The sequence below is a fragment of the Actinosynnema sp. CS-041913 genome (genome assembly GCF_050942485.1).
Classification (GTDB): domain Bacteria; phylum Actinomycetota; class Actinomycetes; order Mycobacteriales; family Pseudonocardiaceae; genus Actinosynnema.
On record NZ_CP192037.1, the window covers coordinates 5036863 to 5055661 of the forward strand.

An 18799-nucleotide genomic window follows, 5' to 3' on the forward strand; every position below is an offset into this window, starting at 1 on the left:
TGCCGCGCTCTAGAGGTCGGCGAGTGCTCGCCGCAGCCGTTCGGCGGCGGCCTTGCGCCCTTGTTGCTCGTACAGCTCCAGCGCCTGCCGCCAGTTCTCCCGGGCCAGGGCGTGGTCGCCGAGTTCGCGCCGGACTTGGCCGAGCCGGTCCAGGGTGCCTGCCTCCTGGTGGACGTTGCGGCTGTCGCGGTGCAGGGCGAGGGCTTCGTGGAAGTAGCCGACGGCCTCGTTGTGGCGTCCCGTCCGCAACGCGATGAAGCCGAGGGTGTCCAAAGTGTCCCCGGCCGCATGGGAACGCTGACGACGGAAGAGGGTCAGCGCTTCCTCCGCGTGGGCGCGAGCGGTGGTGTGGTCGCCGAGATTGCTCTCGTACCAGGCCATCGCGTTGAGCGAGTGGGCTTCCATCAGGGGGTTGCCCAGGCCGCGCAGGAAGTGCCGCGCCCGGGTGGCTTCGTCCAACGCGCGCCGGATGTCGCCGCGCTGTTCCCAGTGCGCGGCAAGGACTTCGTGGGTGTGCGCCTGGCCGCGGACGTCGCCCGCGTCGCCGTACCGCGCCAGCGCCCGGGTGAGGTGGTCCAGCGCCTCGTCCTGCCTGCTCAGCCGGCCGCACGCGTGGCCGAGGCTGCGGTGCGCCAGTCCCCGGGCCGCCGGATCGCCCGCCTGTTCGGCGGCGGCCAGACCGCGCTGCCAGACCGCCAGCTCGTCGGCGAAGCGCCCCAGGTGGTAGTGGTACGAGTACATCGTCCACGCTAGCTGCCACACCGCGGTGTGCCACCCCTCGGCGGCGGCCAGCTCCTGCACCGCCAGCAGGTTGGCGTGCTCGCGGTCGAACCAGCTCATCGCGGTCGGCTTGTCCGGCGGCGTCGAGCCCGCGTTGCAGCTTGCGGCGGCCGGTTCCGGCGCGACCGGCTCGGAGTCGGGGTTGAGGCGCCTGCGCGCCGCGAACGCGGTGTGCAGGTAGAAGTCGACCAGTCGGCGCCGCGCGGCGCGGTCCGGCGCGGCCCGTTCCGACACGTGGAGGCGGACCAGGTCGTGCATCCGGTACCGGCCGGGACGGTGTTCGTCCACCAGGGACACCTGCTCCAGGCCCCGCAGCACCTTCCTCGCCTCGGTGGCGGCCAGGCCGAGCAGCCCGGCGGTCGCCGCCAGGCCGATGTCCGGGCCGGGCGCCTGGCCCAGCAGCTCGAACGCCCTGGCCTGGTCGGGGCTCAGCGCCGCGTGGGAACACGACAGCACCGCCGCCAGGTCGGTGGCCGGGTCGCCGGTGTCCAGCGCCGCCATCCGGGCGTCGCGGAGTTCGGCGGCCAGCGCGGCGAGCGGGAAGTCGGGATGGGCGGCGGCCCGGCCGGCCACGATGCCCAGCGCCAGCGGCACCCCGGCGCAGCACGCCAGGATCTCGGCCACCGCGCCGGGCTCGCGGTCGACCCGGTGCGCGCCGAGCCGGGAGACGACCAGGTCCCGGGCCTCCCGGTCGGACAGCGTGCCGAGGTGCAGCGTCCGGCCGCCGTGCGTGGTGGCGAGGCCGTGCATCCGGTCCCGGCTGGTGATCAGCACCGTGCAGCCGGGGCTGCCCGGCAGCAGGGACCGCACGTGGGCCGAGTCGCGGGCGTTGTCCAGGACGATGAGCATCCGCTTGTCCGCCACCAGGCTCCGGTACAGCGCCGCCTGCGCGTGCGGGTCGACCGGGACCGTGTTCGGCTTGACGCCCAGCGCCTCCAGGAACCCCCGCACGGCGACCTCCGGCGGCATCGGCTCGCCGCCGGGGTCGAACCCGTTGAGGTCCACGAAGAGCTGGCCGTCCGGGTACCGGTCGAGGTTGCGGTGCGCCCAGTGCAGCGCGAGCGACGTCTTGCCGATGCCGCCCAGCCCGCCGATCGCGGAGATCACCGTGGTGCGCGCGGCCGGCGCCACCGCCAGCTCGGCCAGTTCCGCGGCGCGCCCGGTGAACGCGGCGGGGGCGGGCGGGAGCTGGCGCGGCACCACCCCGGAGCCGCCCTCGCCGCGCAGGATCTGCTCGTGCAGGCGGCGGAGTTCGGGGCCGGGGTCGGCGCCGAGTTCGTCGCGGAGCACGGCGCGGGCGTTCGCGAACGCCTGCGCCGCGTCGCCGGGGCGGCCCGCCACGTGCAGCGCCTGCATCAGCAGGCCGTGCAGGCGTTCGCGCAGCGGGTGCGCGTCGACCAGCAGCCGCAGCTCGGAGACCACCTCGGGCGGGTTGCCGGTGCGCACTTCGAGGTCCAGGCACTCCTCCAGCACGGAGAGCCGTTCCTCGGCGAGCGCCTGCTTCACCGCGACCAGGCCGGGCACGTCGGCCAGCGGCTCCCCGCGCCACAGGCCGAGCGCCTGGCGGAACAGCACCACGTCCTGGGTCTGCCGCGCCTTCACCACGAGGTCGCGGAACCGGACCAGGTCGACGCGCTGCGGGTCCACCTCCACCAGGTAGCCGGGCGACCGGTGGGTCAGCCGGACCGCCGGGTCGACGGCGAACGTCCGGCGCAGGTCCGCGACGCAGCCCTGGATGATGTTGCGGGCGGTCTTCGGGGCGTCCTCACCCCACAGCTCGTCCACCAGCCGGTCGACCGGGACGATGCGGCCGGGCTCCAGCAGCAGGGCGGCGAGCACGAACCGGCGCTGCACGCCGCTCGGCCCCAGGTCCTGCCCGTCGTGCGAGACCGAGATCGTGCCGAGCAGTCCGAACTCCACCGCGCCCCCTCCCCCGGCCAGTGTGCCCGCCCCGGCCACCGGATTCGACGGGTTCCGGACGACTGCCCGCTCATGGCGTAGCGGACCACTCACTCAGCGCACAGTCAGCGCCGACTCAGCGCGCTGCCTCACGGTGCTTGCGGTCCTGGTGTCCCAGGGAGTGGAGCTGGTGATGGAGTTCCGGATGCTCGGTCAGTTCGAGCTGCGTGACGGTGACCGCACGCACCACCTCGGTGGGCCGATGCAGCGCGCGCTGCTCGCCCACCTGCTGCTCTCGGCGGGGCAGCCGATCCCGGCGGAAACCCTGGTCGAACGGCTGTGGGGCGGCTCGGCGTCGGACCGCGCGAACGGCATGATCCAGGTGCACGTCCTGCGGCTGCGGCGGGTGCTCGCGGCCGGCGGGTGCGCCGCGACCGTCGCGACGAGCCCGCGCGCCTACCGCGTCGACCTGGGCGCGGACACCCTGGACGTGGCCGAGTTCCGGGGGCACGTCGACGTGGCGGCGCAGGCCCGCGAGGCGGGCGACACGCTCGGCGAGCTGGCGGCGCTGGACGCCGCGCTCGCGTTGTGGCGGGGTGACGTGCTCAGCGGCGTCGGGGGCGACTGGCCCCGGTTCGCGGAGGTCCGACGGCTCATCGACGCGCGGTCCGCCGCGCGTGAGCAGCGGGCGGTGGCCCAGCTCGCGCTGCGCAGGCCGGCGGAGGCGTTGGGCGAGCTGCGGAGCCTCGTCGCCGACCACCCCGACCGCGAGTCGCTGCGCTACCTGCTGGTGCTCGCGCTGCACCGCACCGGACGGCGGGCCGAGGCGCTCGCCGCCTACGACGACGCCTACCGCTACGCCGCCGACCACCTCGGGCTGGCACCCGGCGACGACCTGCGGCGGTTGCAGCGCACGGTGTTGCAGGGCTCGACGGACGAGGTCCGGCTCGAACGCGAGGTGGTCGAGCTGCGCCCGCGCGCGCTGCCCGCCCGGCCCGCGCACTTCGTCGGGCGGGAGGACGACCTCGACCGGCTCGCCGCCGCACGGGGCATCCGGGTGATCACCGGGATGCCCGGGGTCGGCAAGTCGGCGCTGGCCCTGCGGCTCGCGCACGGGCTGCGCGAGGACCACCCGGACGGGCAGCTACACGCCGAACTCGGGCGGATCGACCCGTCGGACGTGCTCGCCCGGTTCCTCCGGCTGCTCGGCGTGCGGGCGGCGTTCGTGCCCGACGGGCTGGTGGAGCGCGCCGAGCTGTTCCGCGCGCACACGGCCGACAAGCGCCTGCTGGTGGTGCTGGACGACGCCACGTCCGCGAGCCAGGTGCGGGCGCTGCTGCCCGGCGACGGGCCGGCCACGGTGATCGTCACCAGTCGGACGCCGCTGGCCGCGCTGGACGGGGCGGTCCGCTGCCGGCTCGACGTGCTCGGCGAACCGGAGTCGGTCGCGCTGCTGGCGGGCGTCGCGGGAGCACGGCGGGTCGAGCTGGCGCCGGCCGCCGCCCGGCTGATCGTCGACCGGTGCGGCCGGCTGCCGCTGGCGCTGCGCGTCGCGGGAGGGCGGCTGGCCGCCCGCCCGGACTGGCCGCTCGCGACCTTCGCCGACCTGCTCGCCGACGACCGCACCCGGCTGGACCGGCTGGTCTGCGAGGACCTGTCGGTGCGGGCGCGCCTGGACGCCGGGTGCGCGGCGCTCGGCGGCGCGGAGCGGCGCGCGTTCCGGCTGCTCGGGCTGCTGGACGCGGGCACGTTCGGCACGGCGACGGTGGCCGCCCTGCTGGACACCGGTGAGGCCGCCGCGCGGGACCTGCTCGACACCCTGGTGGACGCGGGCCTGGTGGCCTCGGCGGGCGCCGACCACGTGCTGCCCGACCTGGTCCGGCTCTACGCGCGGGAACAGGCGGAGCGCCTGGACCCGGTCGGCATCCGGGCCAAGGCACGGCACTGGCTGTCGGCAAGCGGGCAGCAAGCGAACTGACAGGACGGCCCCTCGACGCTGTCGGGGTGGAGGGAGGCAGACATGGCGCGTGAGTACGACAGCCAGTTGCTGGAGTCCGTCGCGGTCCGCCGGCGCAGGCTGCGGGACTCGTTGCTGTGGGGCGGTTTGCGGCACCAGCGGTCCACCGCGGACAACGTCGCCAGGTTCGTGGTCGGCTGCGTGGTCGCGGCGGTGGTGTGCGCGGGGTGCGTCGGCTGGGCGTTCCTCCAGGACGTCCTGCCGCAGCAGAAGCAGGTGTCCACGCGATGACCGCCCACACCAGGGTCACGCTCGTCGGCAGCCGGCGGCGCATCGACGTGGTGCTGCCGTCCGCGGAGCCGCTGGGCGTGCTGCTGCCGGAGTTCCTGCGCATGGCGGACGAACCCCACGGCAGCCCGCCGAACTCGTACCAGCTCGTCGGCACGGACGGGGCCGCCCTGGCGGACGACCGGAGCCTGCACGAGTCCGGCGTGCCCGACGGCGCGGTCCTGCGGATACTGCGCAGGCTGGACGTCCCGTCGGACGCGGTCGTGCACGACGTCGCGGACGCCACGACGGACGACCTGGGCACGCGGGCGTGGCGCTGGGGACCGGGGGCCCGGCGCTGGGCGTGCACGCTGATCGCGGTGCTCGCGGTGACGGCGGCGTGCGCGGTGCCGGCGGAGGCGATGTCACTGCCCGCCCCGGTGGCGCTGGTGTTCGTCGCGGCCGGATCGCTCCTCGCGCGCCGCGGCAGCCGCCCGGTGGGCGTCGCGCTGGTGCTCGCCGGCGGCAGCGTCGGGATCTACCTGGCACTGGAGCAGATCCCGCTCGGCTTCGTCGCGTGGATGGTCGTCGCGGCCGTGGTCGCCGGGGTCACGGTGGTGCTCGGGGTGGTGTCCGACCTGGGCCGGGGCGGCGTGTTCGGCGGTCTCGCCGGGCTCGTGCTGCTCGCGCTGTGGGCCGGGCTGGTGCTGCTCGCCCTGCCGGCGGGCCGGGCGGCTGCGATCGTCGCCGCCGTGGCGGTGCTCGGGCTCGGCGCGCTACCCAGGATCGCGGTCGTCGGCTCGGGTCTCGCCACGCTCGACGACGCCGTGACCGGTGACCGGAGGGTCCGCCGGCCGGCGGTGTCGCAGGCGCTCGCCGCCGCGCACCGCGGGCTGGTGATCGCCACCACCGCGACCGCGGCCGCCGCCGGCGCGGCCGGTGCGCTGCTCGCGGCGCAGCCCGGCCGGTGGGCGACCCCGCTGGCGTGCCTGACCGCGGCGGCGCTGGTGCTGCGGCTGCGGGCGTTCCCGCTGCTGGCCGAGGTCGCCGCGCTGCTCGGCGCGACAGCCGTGATCGGGGGCGCGCTGATCCGGCAGTGGCTGCTCGACCAGCCGGACGCGCGGATCTGGGGGTGCGCGGTGCTGCTCGGCTGCGCCGCGGTCGCCCTGCTGCGCATGGAGTACCTGCCCAAGGAACACGTGCGAGCGCGGTTCCGCCAACTCGCCGACCGCGTCGAGGCCGCGGTGGTGCTCGCGATCGTGCCCGTCGTGATCGGCGAGTTCGGTGTCTACAGCCGCCTGCTCGGCACCTTCTGAAGGAGACAGCCGTGACCGACACCCAGTGGCGCGGGACGCTCGTGCCGCCGCTCGACCCCGACTCGGTGGCCGGTCGCCGCCGGACCGGCGAACCCGCGCACCGCCGGCTGGCCCGCGCGGTCCGCCGCGTGTTCGACCCCTCGGCGGCCGACGTGGAGGAGCTGGCGCAGCTCATCGCCGCCGTCCAGCAGCCCGTCACGACCGGGCGGCGCATCGCCGTCACCGGTGTCCGCGGCGGCGCGGGCAAGACCACCGTGGCGGCGCTGCTCGGGCGGGTGTACTCGCGCCGCCGGGCGGACCGGGTGCTCGCGGTGGACGCCGACCCGGAGAGCGGTTCGCTGTCCTGGCGGCTCGGCGCGCCCACCGGGCACCCGGTCACCGTCCTGGCGAGGCGCGCGGCGAACGGCGACATCAGGAGCATGGCCGACCTCGCGCCGATGCTGGGTGTGGCGGGCCACGGCCTATGGTCGGTGCCCGCGCCGGCGCAGCCCGCGCCCGCGGCGGGCGCGGTCGGGGCCGCCCGGGACGTCGGCGTCGGGCTGTCCCGGTACTTCGGCGTGACCGTGCTCGACTGCGGGCACGGGCTGGTGCTGCCGACGCCGGTCCTGCTGGAGGCGCACGCGGTGGTCGTCGCCACGCCCGCCACCATCGACGGCATCCGCAGCACGCGTGCCGCGCTCGACCGGGTGACCGACCTGAGCCGGTACGTGGTGGCGCTGACGTCGCTCAACGACCGCTCTGAGGGCGTCGACCTGCGCCGTGCCTGCCGGGCGATGGGTGTGCTCGGCGTGCCGGTCGCGCACGTCCGGTTCGACCGCCACCTCGCGGGCGGCGGTGTGATCGACGTGCGGAAGCTCGCCGAGCCGACCGTGGTCGCCGCCACCAGGATCGCGGCGATGGCGCTGGGGCGGGCGAAGCCGCTGTGAACGTCCGACTGGTGCACCGGCCGACGAGGGCGGTCCGGCCGAGGCGTGCCGACGAGCCGCTGGACGTCGCCGCGCCGCCGATCCTGCCGGACGGCAAGGGGTTGTCCGGCATCTTCACGCTGTTGCCGATCGCGGGGTCGACGGCGTCGCTGACGCTGATGATGTTCTTCCGCGGCTCGGGTTTCGCCGCGCTGGGCGCGGTGATGATGGTGGTGGTGCTCGCCGCGACCGGCGTCATGTACCTCAGCCAGCGCGGCCAGGCGGTGCGCAACCGCAAGCAGCACCGCGAGCGCTACCTCGACCACCTGGAACGCCTGCGCGAGGAGCTGGCCGGGCACGAACGCGCGGCGCGCGACGCCGCCGCGCTGCTCGACCCGCCGCCGGACGCGCTCGCCGACCTGGTGCGCGACCGGGGCAGGCGGTGGGAACGTCGGCGGCGCGACCGGGACTTCCTCGTGGTGCGGGTCGGCGCGGGGCCCGCGCCCGGCCGGCCGCTGCGGCTGTCCGACGACGGCACGCCCACCAACCCCACCGACCCGTTCCTGCTCGCCGAGGCCCGGATGCTGCTGCGCCGGTTCGGGACCGTGGCCGGCCAACCGCTGCCGGTGCGGCTCGACCTTGCGGGCGACGTGAGCGTGGTCGGCGACCGGCCGCGGGTGCTCGCGGCGCTGCGGGTGCTGCTGTGCCAGGTCGCCGCGCTGCACGCGCCGGAGGACGTCGCCATCGCCGCCTGCCACCCCGCCGACGCGATCGGCGACTGGTCGTGGCTGCGGTGGCTGCCGCACCTGGCCGATCCGGCGCTGACCGACGAGACCGGCCCGCTGCGCCGGATCGCGCCCGACCCGACGGCGCTGTGCGCGCTGCTCGCCGACGACCTCGCGGCCCGCGCGACCAGGGCGGCGCAGGCGCGCAGGTTCGACGGGACCGCCAACCCCGCGGCGAACGGACAGCGGCTGCTCGTGGTGTGCGACTGCCACGGCCACGACGCGAAACCGCTGCCGCTGCCGGACAAGGCGGCCTCCGCCGCGGAGCTGGGCATCACCGTCGTGCACCTCGTCGCCGAACGGACGGCCGAGCCCGACGAGGTCTCCGCCCGCGTCACCGTCGCTCCCGGCGGCGCGGTCACGGTCGAGGACCTGCGCGCGGACACCACGTCCGAGGGCGAACTCGACCGGTTCCCGCAGGCGTCGGCGGAAGGTCTGGCGCGGTCGCTCGCGCCGTTGCGGCTGCACCCGGAGTCCTACGACGACGGAACGGGCACCGCGCCCGCCGACTTCGCCGAACTGGTCGACGTCGACTGGGCGCCGAGGTCGGACCGCGACTTCCTGCGCGTGCCGATCGGCGTGGACACCGCGGGCCGGCCGGTGCTGCTCGACCTGAAGGAGTCGGCGCAGCTCGGCATGGGCCCGCACGGCCTGTGCGTCGGCGCGACCGGCTCCGGCAAGAGCGAGCTGCTGCGCACCCTGCTGCTGTCGCTCGTCGCCACGCACCCGCCGACGCAGCTCAACCTCGTGATGATCGACTACAAGGGCGGTGCGACGTTCGCGCCGCTGGCCCGCCTGCCGCACGTCACCGGCCTGATCACCAACCTGATCGACGACGACGGCCTGGTCGGCCGGGTCCGGGCGAGCCTCGCGGGTGAAGTGCAGCGGCGCCAACAGGTTCTCGCGGACGCGGGCAAGGTGTCCGACATCGCGACCTACCGGCTGCTCCGCGAGGCCGACCCGGACCTGCCCGAGCTGCCCCACCTGCTGGTGGTCATCGACGAGTTCGGCGAACTGCTCACCGCCGAACCGGAGATGATCGAGCTGTTCCTGACCATCGGGCGCATCGGCCGCTCGATCGGCGTGCACCTCCTGCTGGCCAGCCAGCGCCTGGAAGCGGGCAAGATCCGCCAGCTCGACACGCACCTGTCCTACCGACTGGGCCTGCGCACGCTGTCCGAGACGGAGAGCCGCACCGTGCTGGAGACGCCGGACGCGTTCCACCTGCCGCCACTGCCCGGCTTCGGCTACCTGAAGGTCGACGTCTCGGTCTACACGCAGTTCAAGACCGCGTACGTGTCCGGCCCCCTCCGGACCGGATCCGACGAGCCCGCCGCCGTCACGGGCCCCAGGGTGCGGCCCGCGCTCCCCTACTCGGCGCGGCCGGCGCTGCCTTTGGCGGACGCCGACCACACGGCGACCGAGCGCACCACGGGCCCGACGCTGCTGTCCGCGGTGGTCGACCGGCTGGCGGACGCCGCGCCCGCGGGCCGGCGCCTCTGGCTGCCGCCGCTGCCCGACGCGATCAGCCTCGACCGCGCCGCCGGAGGCCTGCGTGCCTCCGACGCGGGACTGCGGCTCGGCGGCTCGCCGACCTCCTCCGCCGCAGGGTCACCGCTCGGCGGCTCGGCCGCCTCCTCCGCCGCAGGGCCACCGCTCGGCACTCGGCCCACGGGGCTCGCGGTGCCGGTCGGGCTGCTGGACGACCCGGCGAAGCAGTGGCAGGGCACCTGGTGGCTCGACCTGGCGTCCTCCGGCGGCCACGTCGCCGTGCTCGGCGGTCCGCAGTCGGGCAAGACCACGTTCCTGCGCACCCTCGTGCTCGGACTCGCCACCACGCACACACCGGCCGAGGTCGCGGTGTACGGCGTGGACCTCGTCGGCACCGGCCTGCGCGCGCTGGAACGGCTGCCGAACGTCGGCGGCATCGCGGGCCGCGACGACGCCGAACGCGTGCGCCGCACGCTCGAAGAACTGACCGCGATGCTCGAATTGCGCGACGAGGTGTTCCGCCGGCACCGCTTGGACGACATGGCCGAACTGCGCGCCGCGCACGCCGCCGGCCGCGTCCCCGAACTCGCCGCCGCCGACGTCGTGCTGGTGCTCGACGGCTACGGCCACCTGAGCGGCGACTTCGAGCGGCACGAGAGCCTCGTGCACGCGATGCTCGCCCGCGGCGGCGCGCACGGCCTGCACGTCGTCACGACCGCACGGCGGTTCGGCGAGATCCGGATGGCCCAGCAGGTCGCGTTCGGCACCCGCGTCGAACTGCGCCTCGCCGAACCCGCCGAGTCGGGCATCGACGGCAAGCTCGCCCGCGCGGTGCCCACCGGCCGGCCGGGGCGCGCGCTGACGGCCGACAAGCTGTACGGGCAGGTCGCGCTGCCCCGCGTCGACGGCGGCACGGACCTGTCGGGCACCGGCGAGGCGCTGGCGCAGGCGGTGCGCGCGGTCAGGTCGTCGTGGATCGGTCCGACCGCGCCCCCGGTGCGGGTGCTGCCGGGCCTGCTGCCCGCCGACGCGCTGCCGGGCGTCGCGTCCGGCATCCCGTTCGGGGTCGAGGAGAGCACGCTCGGACCTGCCGTGCTCGACCTGTTCGGCGACGACCGGCACCTCCTCGTGCTCGGCGACGGCGGCTGCGGCAAGTCGAACCTGCTGCGGGTGCTCGCGTCCCGGCTGGTGGCAAGCCACACCGAGGACGAGTTGGTGTTCGCGGTGTTCGACCCGCGCCGCACGCTCCGTTCCGTGGTCCCCGAGTCCCACCTGGGCGGCTACGCGCCGAACGCGGCGCTGGCGGCGCAGTTGGCCGGCTCGGTGGGCGAGGAGCTGGCGAACCGCGTGGAGTCCGGCGGCTCGGGCCCGCGGGTGGTGCTGCTGATGGACGACTACGACGTGCTGACCGCCGGAGGGGCCCGGCCGCTGTCGCCGCTCGCGCCGTACGTGTCGGCGGACGTCGGCCTGCACGTGGTGATGACCCGGCGGGTGCTCGGCGCGTCGCGCGGCATCTACGAGCCGTTCACCACCGTCGTGCGGGAATCCGGCTGCACCGGGCTGCTGATGTCCGGCGACCGGTCGGAAGGCCAGGTGTTCCCGGGCGTGCGGCCGTCCGTGCTGCCGGTGGGCCGCGGCCTGCTGATCAGGCAGGGCGACCCGGCCCGCACCGTGCAGACGGCGTACGCCGGCGAGGCAGTGGAGGGTGCGGCGTGACCACCGACTTCATCGCGCTGTGCAGGCAGCGCCCGGACCGGGAGCACATCGCCGCGGCGCTGCACGCCGCCTGCCCGTCGCTCGCCGCGGGCCCGGTCGCGCACGGCGCCCTCCTCCGGATCTACGACGAGGCCGCCCGCCCGCTGGTCGCCGTCGAGGGACCGCTGCTGGTCCAGGTGGCCGGCGAACCGCTGCGGCTGCTGGGGATCGCGGTGGAGGTGCCGGTGTGGTGGATCGAGGCGCGGGCCGAGCTGTCCGACGAACGGGCCACGCTCGTCGCGCGCCGGTTCATCGCGGAGCTGGCCGCCGGGTCGGACGGTGTGGTGTGGCCGTGAAGCACCCGGCGGTCGACCTGTGCACCTCGGCGACGGCGCTGATCTCGCAGCAGCGGTCCGTGGTGGGCCTGTCCACTTGGCTGCTCGACGCGGCCAACTCGTGCGCCGCGGCCGGCCGGCGGTTGCAGTTGCTCACCCCGATCACCAGCAGGCTCACCCGGCCCGCCGCGGACGTGCTGCGCTGCGACGACGCGGACTGGGTGGTGTGGTCGGACGGCGGCGCCTCCGACGGGTTCACCGGCCGGCCGATGAGCTGGCACGGGCAGGGGTTCACCCCCGACGGCCCGGCGCCCGCGGTCGGCCTGCCGTCGTCTTCAGGTGGCGCCGTCGTGCTGGACCTGGTCGTCCGGCACCGGCTCACCGCGTCGACGGAGGTCGGCGGTGTGCTGGAGGACTGCGTGGCCGGGCTGACCGGTGGCGAGGTCACCGGGTGGGGCGTCGCGGAACCCGTCACGCAGCGGTGGAGTCGGGCACGGCTGACCGAGTTCTGCCGGGAACGCGCGCCGCGGCCGACGAAGCTGGTCGTGGTCGGCCGCCCGTCGGTGCTGGGCACCTTGGCGGTGGCGGTGGTGGGCGGAGCGGTGCTGGAACACCTCCACGTCGGCGTGGGTTCCCCGGCGGGCGCGGACCAGGCGGCGGTCGACCGCCTGCGGACCCGGCTCGTGGCGCGCTACGACGTCCGCCTCGCGCATGCGACCTTCCAGCCGGGCCGGACGGACGGCACCGTGGAGCCGGTGCCGCCGCGTCCCCTCGCCCGCTGATCGAACGAGCCGATCGAACACGCCGGTCTACGACCGACGCCGCCATACGAGCAGGTCGACAACCGGCCCCACCCCTCGCGGGGTCGGGACCGGTCGAAGACAGCCGCAACGCGTCAGACGAGCCGGTCCACGATCGGCCGCACCTCGGCGGGCAGGTGCGCCCGTGCGGTGTCCGCGCCGGTGTCCTCGATCCGGACCTCGTGGTACCGACCGGCCGCCCACCAGTAGACCTCGGGGCCGAACGGGTCGCTCGCGCCGTCGTGCAAGGACCGCGCCATCCGGCTGAACGGCACCAGGAAGTCCAGCACGTCCCTCGTGTACACCTCGTGCAGCAGCACCGCGCTGCGCCGCGGCACCGACACCAGCGCACCGAACGGGGCCTCCCCCGGCGTGAACCGCTTGAGCGACATCAGCACGGTGTGCACGTACGGGTTGCCGTCGTGCGCGATCAGCCGGGTGGACATGCCGCCGGGCACCGGGTGGTCGCGGACGTCCAGCTCGCCCAGTTCCGCGACGATCGTCTGCTGCACCGCCCGCTTGCCGATCTCGTCCAGCGAGACCCCGAACGCGGACGCCTGCTCGCGGGTCAGCGCCGACACCCGCGTCTCGTGGTCGACCACCACGGCGAGGTCGAAGTTCTCGTCGTAGGGCAGCGTGACCAGGTTGGCCGGCGCCGGCTGGTGGCGCCGGAACTGGACGCGCAGCCGGTCCGGGGGCGCGGTCGCCTCGGACCGGGCCAGCTCGATGTTCTTCCTGACCGACGTCAGCCAGGTGACGGCGAGCGCGTCCCACTCGCCGCTCGGTGTCCGGTCGGCTTGCTCGACCAGCGACGCGAGTGAGATCCGCGCCCGGCCGTCCGGCAGTGGGACGACCAGCTCGCCCTCCTCCGCGTCCAGCGACGCGTCCGGCGACAGCACCGCCAGCCTCGCGCGGACGGTCTCGATCAGGCTCTGACGGCTCGGGGAGTTCATCCCTCTCCTCCGTTGTGGACGAAGTGACGGCTAGCGTGACACGGCCCGGGGATTGGGCTCGACCTCGGGCTTGAGGTTGTCCTCGTCCCACCCGGCTTTGACGGTCTCCGGGGTGAACACCGGATCGAGCCGGTCGATGACCTCGTTCGACCACTTCGGCTTGATCCGCGCTCCCTGCGTCTTGAGGTCCCAGGTGTGCACAGCCTCCCACCCGCCGTCCGCGGTCTGCCGTTCCAGCAGCAGGTCCGGGACCACCGCGCCGGTGTTGGCGGCCTGCTCGTTGCCGTTGGCGTCCCACTTCGTCTCCGGTCGGATCCGGTAGCCGGAGTCCGGGGTGATCAGCTCGTTCATCCTCGCTTCGACGATGGCCTTGAACCGGCTGTGGGCCTCGGTGCCCTTCCGGCCCGCGAGCATCTGGGGCTTCTCGCCGAGGAGGGTGGCGTACTTCCCCTTCAACTCCTCCCAGTGGTTGGAGGTGTAGTCCCAGGCCTCGTCCGCGTACTGGTCGAGCCTGCCCCGGACCTGGTCGCGGATCTCCCGGGTCTGGGCCTGGATCAGGGCGCGCTCGGCCGGGTCCTGCTTGTCCCACTCGGGCACGTTCACCGGGGTGTTCGGCACGGGTGGCGGCTCCGGCCGCGGGAGTGCCGGCGGGGGCGTGCCGAAGCCGGGCAGCGGGCCGGCCGGGTGCGTGCCCGGCGGGTGCGCTTTGTCGTAGGCGGTGCCGCTGATCGCCAGGTCGGCGCCGCCCGCGGCCACGCTCGCCGCCTTGCCGAGCGGCCCGATCCGGCCGACGCCGGTCAGCAGCGTGCCCACGTTGAAGATCGACTGGCCGAGCGCGGAGCCGGGGTTGGTGCTCCACTCGTCCCACGCGACCGTTCCCTTGAGGACGTTCCCGAGCACCTCCTGCGCGGTGCCCTTGGGCATGCCGGGCAGGTCGACGTGCTCGTTGATGCCGCCGAGGAGGACGCTGGCGGCGAACAGCCCGACGCCCTTCGCCGTCTCGCCGCCGTCGGTGAAGAGGTCCCACCAGCCTTCCAGCCACTCGCCCGCCGCCTTGGCGACGCCGAAAGCGGGGGTCTGCTGCCACGCCGGACCGCCCCACTGGTCGATGATCTCGGCCGGTGTCGCGCCGTACTCCAGCGGCTGCGGCACGCCGTCGCCGTTGCCCGCCACCAGCGGCGCGCCGTTCGCGACCTTCCTGATGCCGTTCGCACAGATCCGCTCCACTTCCATGAACCGGCTCATCAGGGCGGCTGCCTCGGCTCTCACGGCCTCGCGTTCCGCCGCGCTCGAATCCTCCGCACCCACACCTTCACCGCTGGTCGGAGTGAAGCTCGGGACGATGGCGTTCGCCCGCTCGATGAGCGCTCGGGCCTCCGCCTGGAGCGGCACGACCGCGGCGGTGTAGGCCGCCAGTTCAGCCGAGACCGTGACGACGTCGGCGCCGAGCGAGGCGGTGAAGTCCATGATCGGCTGGGTGGCGGCGAACAGCGTCGCCGCCTCGGGCGCTCGGTAGCAGCTTGCCAGCCCCTGCCACGTCCGGTGCACGTTCGCGCCGTTGTCGGTCAACGCGGTCGCTTCGCGGGCCAGCCGGTCCGCGATCGTCGGCAGCGCGTCGACCTTGACTTCGAGCAGCCGCGCGAGCAGTCCGTCGAGGAAGCTCATCCGGGCCTCCGCGCGGGAATGGTCAAGGTCGGGTCCGGCGCGCTCGCCGCCGCCTGCTGGGCGTTGCGGACCATGTCGAAGTCGCCGCGCTCGTACGCGTTGACCGCGGTCCGGCACGCGTCCAGGCAGGCGAGGCCGCGGGCCTTCACGTACGCCACGCCCGGCTTGGACCGGATGGCGATGAAGCCGGCCAGCGCGGTGGCCACCGGCTCCGAGTTCGCCGCCGTCGCACCTCCCACCAGCGCTTCGTCGATGTAGCGGGCGGTGTTCTCGACGTCTTCGAGCGCGCCGGCCGTCCTCGTCCGCACGCCGAGGGCTTCGGCGCCGCGGATGTCGTATTCCACGGCGGGGTCACCCGATGTTCGCGACGGCGTTCGCCGCCTGGACCTGGGCCGCCGTCGCGGACTCGTCGTTGAGCGCCAGCGTGTGCTTGACCAGGTCGATGATCTGCTGGACCTCGTTGGCGGCGCGGTCCCAGCGCGTCTCGACCGACTGGTACGGGTCGGAGACCCCGTCGGCCTGGAAGTCCGACAACGCCTGCGCGACGTGGCCGGTGCGGTCGCCGATCAACGCCTGCAACCGGCCGATGATGCCCGCCAGGTCGCCCTGCACCTGCCCGGACACCGAGGTGTCGTAGCTCCTGCGATCAGTAGGCATCGGTGCTCTCCCCCCGGTCAGCGGACGGAGCCGCGGGCGCCGAAGCGGGCGGCGTCGAAGTTCGCGCCGGCCTGGGTGGCGGTCGCGTTGGTGGACATCTCCTCGTCACCCTGGACGAACGCCGTGTCCATGCCCGACTGGCCGACGACGATGGAGCCGAGCGCGCCGTTGAGATCGGCGCTGACCTGGTCCGAGCGGGACTTGAAGCTGTCCCACATCGCCCGGCCGTTGCCGTTGAACTTGCCCTCCAGCGGACTGGCCGCGGCGATCAGCGCCGTCACCAGCGCGCCCAGCTCGTCACTGGACCCCTGGCTCTGCCGGGTCAACGTGGTCAGGGTCGTCCACCCCATGTCGAACTTCACGAGCGTGCTCCCTTCCTCGACATGGGAACAGCGTCGCGGAGGGGAGCTTGCCGACGGCTGTACGCGCGCTTGCCGCGGCGCACCGACTGGCCGGACATCGCACCGCACGATCTGGTTCAGACCTTTCCGGGATGATTCCGCCGGCAAACACGTGCCCATTCCCGCAGTGACGAACGGTCACCATGCGTAGGGAGATCAGCATTACATGAGAGAAGGTCGGCTGCCATTCCTTGGGAGTCTCAGCACCAATCGCGTAAGCTTTCCACCCCTCCATCCGACGTCAGCCACCCAGTCGCAGGTATACGTCCGGCCGATGCAGCGGCAGCCGCCCCGGCCGGCTTACTACCGGAGAGTAACCCTGTTGCCGATCGGCGGCATTCGCTATGTTATCCATTGGCCGACCACAATGGCGGGTCGGCCGCTGGGTGTCTGGGGGGCAACCATGAGCGTCAACCGCCGACCGTCCATACCACGGTCGAGCCGCGCGCAGGAGCAGAAGTCACATTCGACGGCCGGGGGAATCGCGAATTCTCTCGCGACGCACGTCCCGAGGGGTGGGCCAGGCGACCATCGGCCGGGCGTGGCCTCCACTGAGGCCGCGAATGCCGGCACTCGCGGGTTGCCCGCCTGAGCATTAGTTCAATGACCGATACGACCGGCACCGGCCAGTGTTCACCAGTCCGGACACCGACGTCCGAAAACAAACAAACCGGGCACCGACCGGTGTGCTCGTCGCCGTCCGAATTCGGCAGGTGGTCCGCCGTGAGCACTCGAACGCGATCATTCGCCGCACCTGCCTGCGGCATTGGGCAGAAGTTCACCTTCGACCGCCGCGCCCGGTTCGGCTGCCCGCAGGGAGATGTCCGGGGTTCGCCCGCGGACCACGGTCCACCGGTGATTTCCCGGCAAGCTCGACGCGGTGGAAACCCGCCTGCCCGGCAGACGTTCCAATCGAAAGGGATCTCCCAGCGATGACGCACTTATCGGAGACGCGGCAGACCACGGCGCTACGCGGCATCCCGGTGCGACCGAACGGCTGGCGCGTGCTGGTGGTGGAGAACCACGTCGGCGACGCCGAGGCGTTGGTGGCCGGGCTGCGCCGGCACGGGCACGAGGTGAGCACGGTCGGCACCGGCGGGGAAGCCCTCCAGGTCTTCGACGACGCGGACCTGGTGCTGATCGACCTCGACCTCCCCGACCTGGACGGGCTGGAGGTCTGCCGGAGCATCCGGACCGTCGGCGACACCCCGGTGATCGCCGTCACGGGGCGCGGCAGCGAGCTGGACCGGGTGCTCGGCCTGCACGCCGGCGCCGACGACTACCTGGTCAAACCCTATGGGTTCCGCGAGCTGATGGCGCGGATGGAGGCGGTCATGCGGCGGACGAGGCCGCAGGCCAAGGCCGCCGACGCGATCGTCCACGGCCCGCTGCGGATCGACGCGACCTCGCGGGAGGTCGTGGTGGACGGCCGCGTCGTGGAGTTGACGCGCAAGGAGTTCCAGCTTCTGCACCTGCTCGCCTCGCAGGCCGGCTCCGTGATCCCGCGAAAGCAGATCATGGCGCAGATCTGGGGTGACGTCTGGTCCCGGCGCACGCTCGACACGCACATCAGCAGCCTGCGGGGCAAGCTCGGCAGCAGCGACTGGATCATCACGGTGCGCGGCGTGGGTTTCCGGATCGGGCAGACGGAGTGACGTGGCGCCCGGCCACCGCGCGGCCACCGGTGGACTCGCCGAGCCGGGTGCCGGGACGTGCACCGGGCCCGACGAGTCCACGCGGCCTATCCTTCGAGGGGTGGCTCAGGCGGTGCCGAACTGCTCGGCGAAGCGGCCCGTGAACAGGTCGGCGCCCTTGTACTGGGAGACCGTGTCGGCGGTGACGGCGGCCGTGCCGTCGGGCATCGGTAGCTGGCCGACACCGCCCCGCGGCCCGAGCGGGAGCAGGATCATCGGGTCCGGCGCGGGCGCGTAGGTCGCGGTGGCCCGCTCGCCGCCGAGCTGGGCGATGATGTTCTGCGCCACGATCTCCGCGTGCTGCATCGCGTAGCCGGCCATCTTGGCCTCGGCGAGGTCGGTGATGTCGCCGAGCGCGTAGACGTGCCGGTAGCCCTCGACGTTCAGGTTCTCGGTCACGGCGACCGTACCCCGCGCGGTGCGCGGGGTGAGCTTGCCGTCCGCGAGGTAGTCGCTGTTGACCTGCACGCCGAACGCGCGGAACCAGATGTCGGCGGTGATCTCGTCACCGCCGGTGGTGGCCACGGTGAACGTCCCGGCCTGACCGGGCGCGACCGGCGGCAGCTCCCTGAGGCCGGCGCCGAGCCGCACCTCGATGCCCAGCTCGGCGAGCTGGCGGTGCAGGTCCTCGCGCATCTCCGGCAGGAAGCCGGGCAGCAGCCGCTCGGCCTGGTCGACGATGGTCACCTGCTTGGTCGACCAGACCTCCTTGATCTCCCCGCCTAACTCCAGGCCGACCGGCCCGGCGCCGACGATCAGCACCCGCTGGGCGTCGGCCAGCTCCTTGTGGGTCCGGCGGAGGTCGTCCAGCGCCTGGCTGGTGGTGGTGGAGCCGGCGTTGGGCTTGGCCGGGTAGGCGTAGTCCGAGCCGGTGGCCAGCACCACGTAATCCGCCTCGACCCGCTCGCCGGAGGCGAGGGTGACGCCCGCCGGGTCCACCGAGACCGCGCGGTCGCGGATCACCTTGCCCCTGGTGAGCAGCGTGTCGAAGGAGAAGAACATGTTGCTCGCCCAGTCGGGCTGGGCCAGCGCGCGGAGGGATCCCGCGGCGTTGACGAACGCGTCCCGGGGGTCGATGAGGACGACGTCCGCCTCGGAGTCCAGCGCCTTGGCGACCGCGGATCCCCCGTAACCTCCGCCGATGACCGCGACGGTACGACTCATGACTTCACGCTCCAGACGAAAGAGTTGCAGTTCGT

At 74.0% G+C, this 18799-nt stretch carries 15 protein-coding genes; 8 read left to right on the plus strand and 7 right to left on the minus strand.

Annotation, left to right across the window (positions count from 1 at the left end; translation table 11 throughout):
• Nucleotides 1-9: 9 nt before the first annotated feature.
• The gene (locus tag ACQPZF_RS23175) at nucleotides 10-2700 is read right to left on the minus strand and encodes a BTAD domain-containing putative transcriptional regulator (RefSeq protein WP_433260115.1); all 2691 of its coding nucleotides are present in this window, start codon (nucleotides 2698-2700) and stop codon (nucleotides 10-12) included.
• 148 nt (nucleotides 2701-2848) lie between these two features.
• Between ACQPZF_RS23175 and ACQPZF_RS23180 the strand changes: the two genes are divergently transcribed.
• Genes ACQPZF_RS23180 through ACQPZF_RS23210 form a run of 7 tightly spaced genes read left to right on the plus strand, consistent with a single transcriptional unit; the run spans nucleotide 2849 to nucleotide 12212 of the window.
• Complete coding sequence (locus ACQPZF_RS23180) at nucleotides 2849-4657, plus strand: BTAD domain-containing putative transcriptional regulator (protein ID WP_433260116.1); 1809 nt, start codon at nucleotides 2849-2851, stop codon at nucleotides 4655-4657.
• A 42-nt stretch (nucleotides 4658-4699) separates the two neighbouring features.
• Nucleotides 4700-4927 (plus strand): hypothetical protein, encoded by a 228-nt coding sequence (locus ACQPZF_RS23185; RefSeq protein ID WP_433260117.1) that lies wholly within the window; start codon nucleotides 4700-4702, stop codon nucleotides 4925-4927.
• Nucleotides 4924-6219: an EsaB/YukD family protein gene (locus ACQPZF_RS23190; RefSeq protein WP_433260118.1), complete on the plus strand. Its 1296-nt coding sequence runs from the start codon at nucleotides 4924-4926 to the stop codon at nucleotides 6217-6219. Before ACQPZF_RS23185 ends, ACQPZF_RS23190 begins: the two co-directional genes overlap by 4 nt.
• Nucleotides 6220-6230: 11 nt before the next feature.
• Complete coding sequence (locus ACQPZF_RS23195; RefSeq protein WP_433260119.1) at nucleotides 6231-7145, plus strand: MinD/ParA family ATP-binding protein; 915 nt, start codon at nucleotides 6231-6233, stop codon at nucleotides 7143-7145.
• Nucleotides 7142-11116 (plus strand): type VII secretion protein EccCa, encoded by a 3975-nt coding sequence (eccCa, locus tag ACQPZF_RS23200; RefSeq protein ID WP_433260120.1) that lies wholly within the window; start codon nucleotides 7142-7144, stop codon nucleotides 11114-11116. The genes ACQPZF_RS23195 and eccCa overlap by 4 nt, the downstream gene beginning before the upstream one ends.
• Nucleotides 11113-11451, plus strand: a complete 339-nt coding sequence (locus ACQPZF_RS23205) for a hypothetical protein (protein WP_433260121.1) — start codon at nucleotides 11113-11115, stop codon at nucleotides 11449-11451. Before eccCa ends, ACQPZF_RS23205 begins: the two co-directional genes overlap by 4 nt.
• Entirely contained in the window at nucleotides 11448-12212 is a 765-nt protein-coding gene (locus tag ACQPZF_RS23210) for a DUF6177 family protein (RefSeq protein WP_433260122.1), read from the plus strand. The genes ACQPZF_RS23205 and ACQPZF_RS23210 overlap by 4 nt, the downstream gene beginning before the upstream one ends.
• A 113-nt stretch (nucleotides 12213-12325) precedes the next feature.
• Here the strand turns inward: ACQPZF_RS23210 and ACQPZF_RS23215 are convergent, their stop codons facing one another.
• Genes ACQPZF_RS23215 through ACQPZF_RS23235 form a run of 5 tightly spaced genes read right to left on the minus strand, consistent with a single transcriptional unit; the run spans nucleotide 12326 to nucleotide 15867 of the window.
• Entirely contained in the window at nucleotides 12326-13183 is an 858-nt protein-coding gene (locus tag ACQPZF_RS23215) for a hypothetical protein (RefSeq protein WP_433260123.1), read from the minus strand.
• 30 nt (nucleotides 13184-13213) lie between these two features.
• Nucleotides 13214-14848: a hypothetical protein gene (locus ACQPZF_RS23220; RefSeq protein WP_433260124.1), complete on the minus strand. Its 1635-nt coding sequence runs from the start codon at nucleotides 14846-14848 to the stop codon at nucleotides 13214-13216.
• Nucleotides 14845-15192 (minus strand): DUF6507 family protein, encoded by a 348-nt coding sequence (locus ACQPZF_RS23225; RefSeq protein ID WP_433260125.1) that lies wholly within the window; start codon nucleotides 15190-15192, stop codon nucleotides 14845-14847. Before ACQPZF_RS23225 ends, ACQPZF_RS23220 begins: the two co-directional genes overlap by 4 nt.
• 7 nt (nucleotides 15193-15199) lie before the next feature.
• Complete coding sequence (locus ACQPZF_RS23230; RefSeq protein WP_433260126.1) at nucleotides 15200-15505, minus strand: pore-forming ESAT-6 family protein; 306 nt, start codon at nucleotides 15503-15505, stop codon at nucleotides 15200-15202.
• Between the two features lie 17 nt (nucleotides 15506-15522).
• Nucleotides 15523-15867 carry a hypothetical protein gene (locus ACQPZF_RS23235; RefSeq protein WP_433260127.1) on the minus strand — a complete coding sequence of 115 codons (345 nt, stop codon included), beginning with the start codon at nucleotides 15865-15867 and terminating at the stop codon, nucleotides 15523-15525.
• Between the two features lie 971 nt (nucleotides 15868-16838).
• Here ACQPZF_RS23235 and ACQPZF_RS23240 point away from each other — a divergent pair.
• On the plus strand, nucleotides 16839-17561 hold the full coding sequence (locus ACQPZF_RS23240) for a response regulator transcription factor (protein ID WP_433260128.1): 723 nt from the start codon (nucleotides 16839-16841) through the stop codon (nucleotides 17559-17561).
• Nucleotides 17562-17666: 105 nt separating this feature from the next.
• Here the strand turns inward: ACQPZF_RS23240 and ACQPZF_RS23245 are convergent, their stop codons facing one another.
• Complete coding sequence (locus ACQPZF_RS23245; RefSeq protein WP_433260129.1) at nucleotides 17667-18764, minus strand: NAD(P)/FAD-dependent oxidoreductase; 1098 nt, start codon at nucleotides 18762-18764, stop codon at nucleotides 17667-17669.
• Nucleotides 18765-18799: the final 35 nt, after the last annotated feature.

Excerpts from the sequence above, each read along its gene's own strand:
- ACQPZF_RS23240 (WP_433260128.1), top strand. The coding sequence starts at position 16,839 with ATGACGCACTTATCGGAGACGCGGCAGACCACGGCGCTACGCGGCATC.
- ACQPZF_RS23185 (WP_433260117.1), top strand. The coding sequence starts at position 4,700 with ATGGCGCGTGAGTACGACAGCCAGTTGCTGGAGTCCGTCGCGGTCCGC.
- ACQPZF_RS23245 (WP_433260129.1), bottom strand. The coding sequence starts at position 18,764 with ATGAGTCGTACCGTCGCGGTCATCGGCGGAGGTTACGGGGGATCCGCG.
- ACQPZF_RS23230 (WP_433260126.1), bottom strand. The coding sequence starts at position 15,505 with ATGCCTACTGATCGCAGGAGCTACGACACCTCGGTGTCCGGGCAGGTG.
- ACQPZF_RS23215 (WP_433260123.1), bottom strand. The coding sequence starts at position 13,183 with ATGAACTCCCCGAGCCGTCAGAGCCTGATCGAGACCGTCCGCGCGAGG.
- ACQPZF_RS23220 (WP_433260124.1), bottom strand. The coding sequence starts at position 14,848 with ATGAGCTTCCTCGACGGACTGCTCGCGCGGCTGCTCGAAGTCAAGGTC.
- ACQPZF_RS23190 (WP_433260118.1), top strand. The coding sequence starts at position 4,924 with ATGACCGCCCACACCAGGGTCACGCTCGTCGGCAGCCGGCGGCGCATC.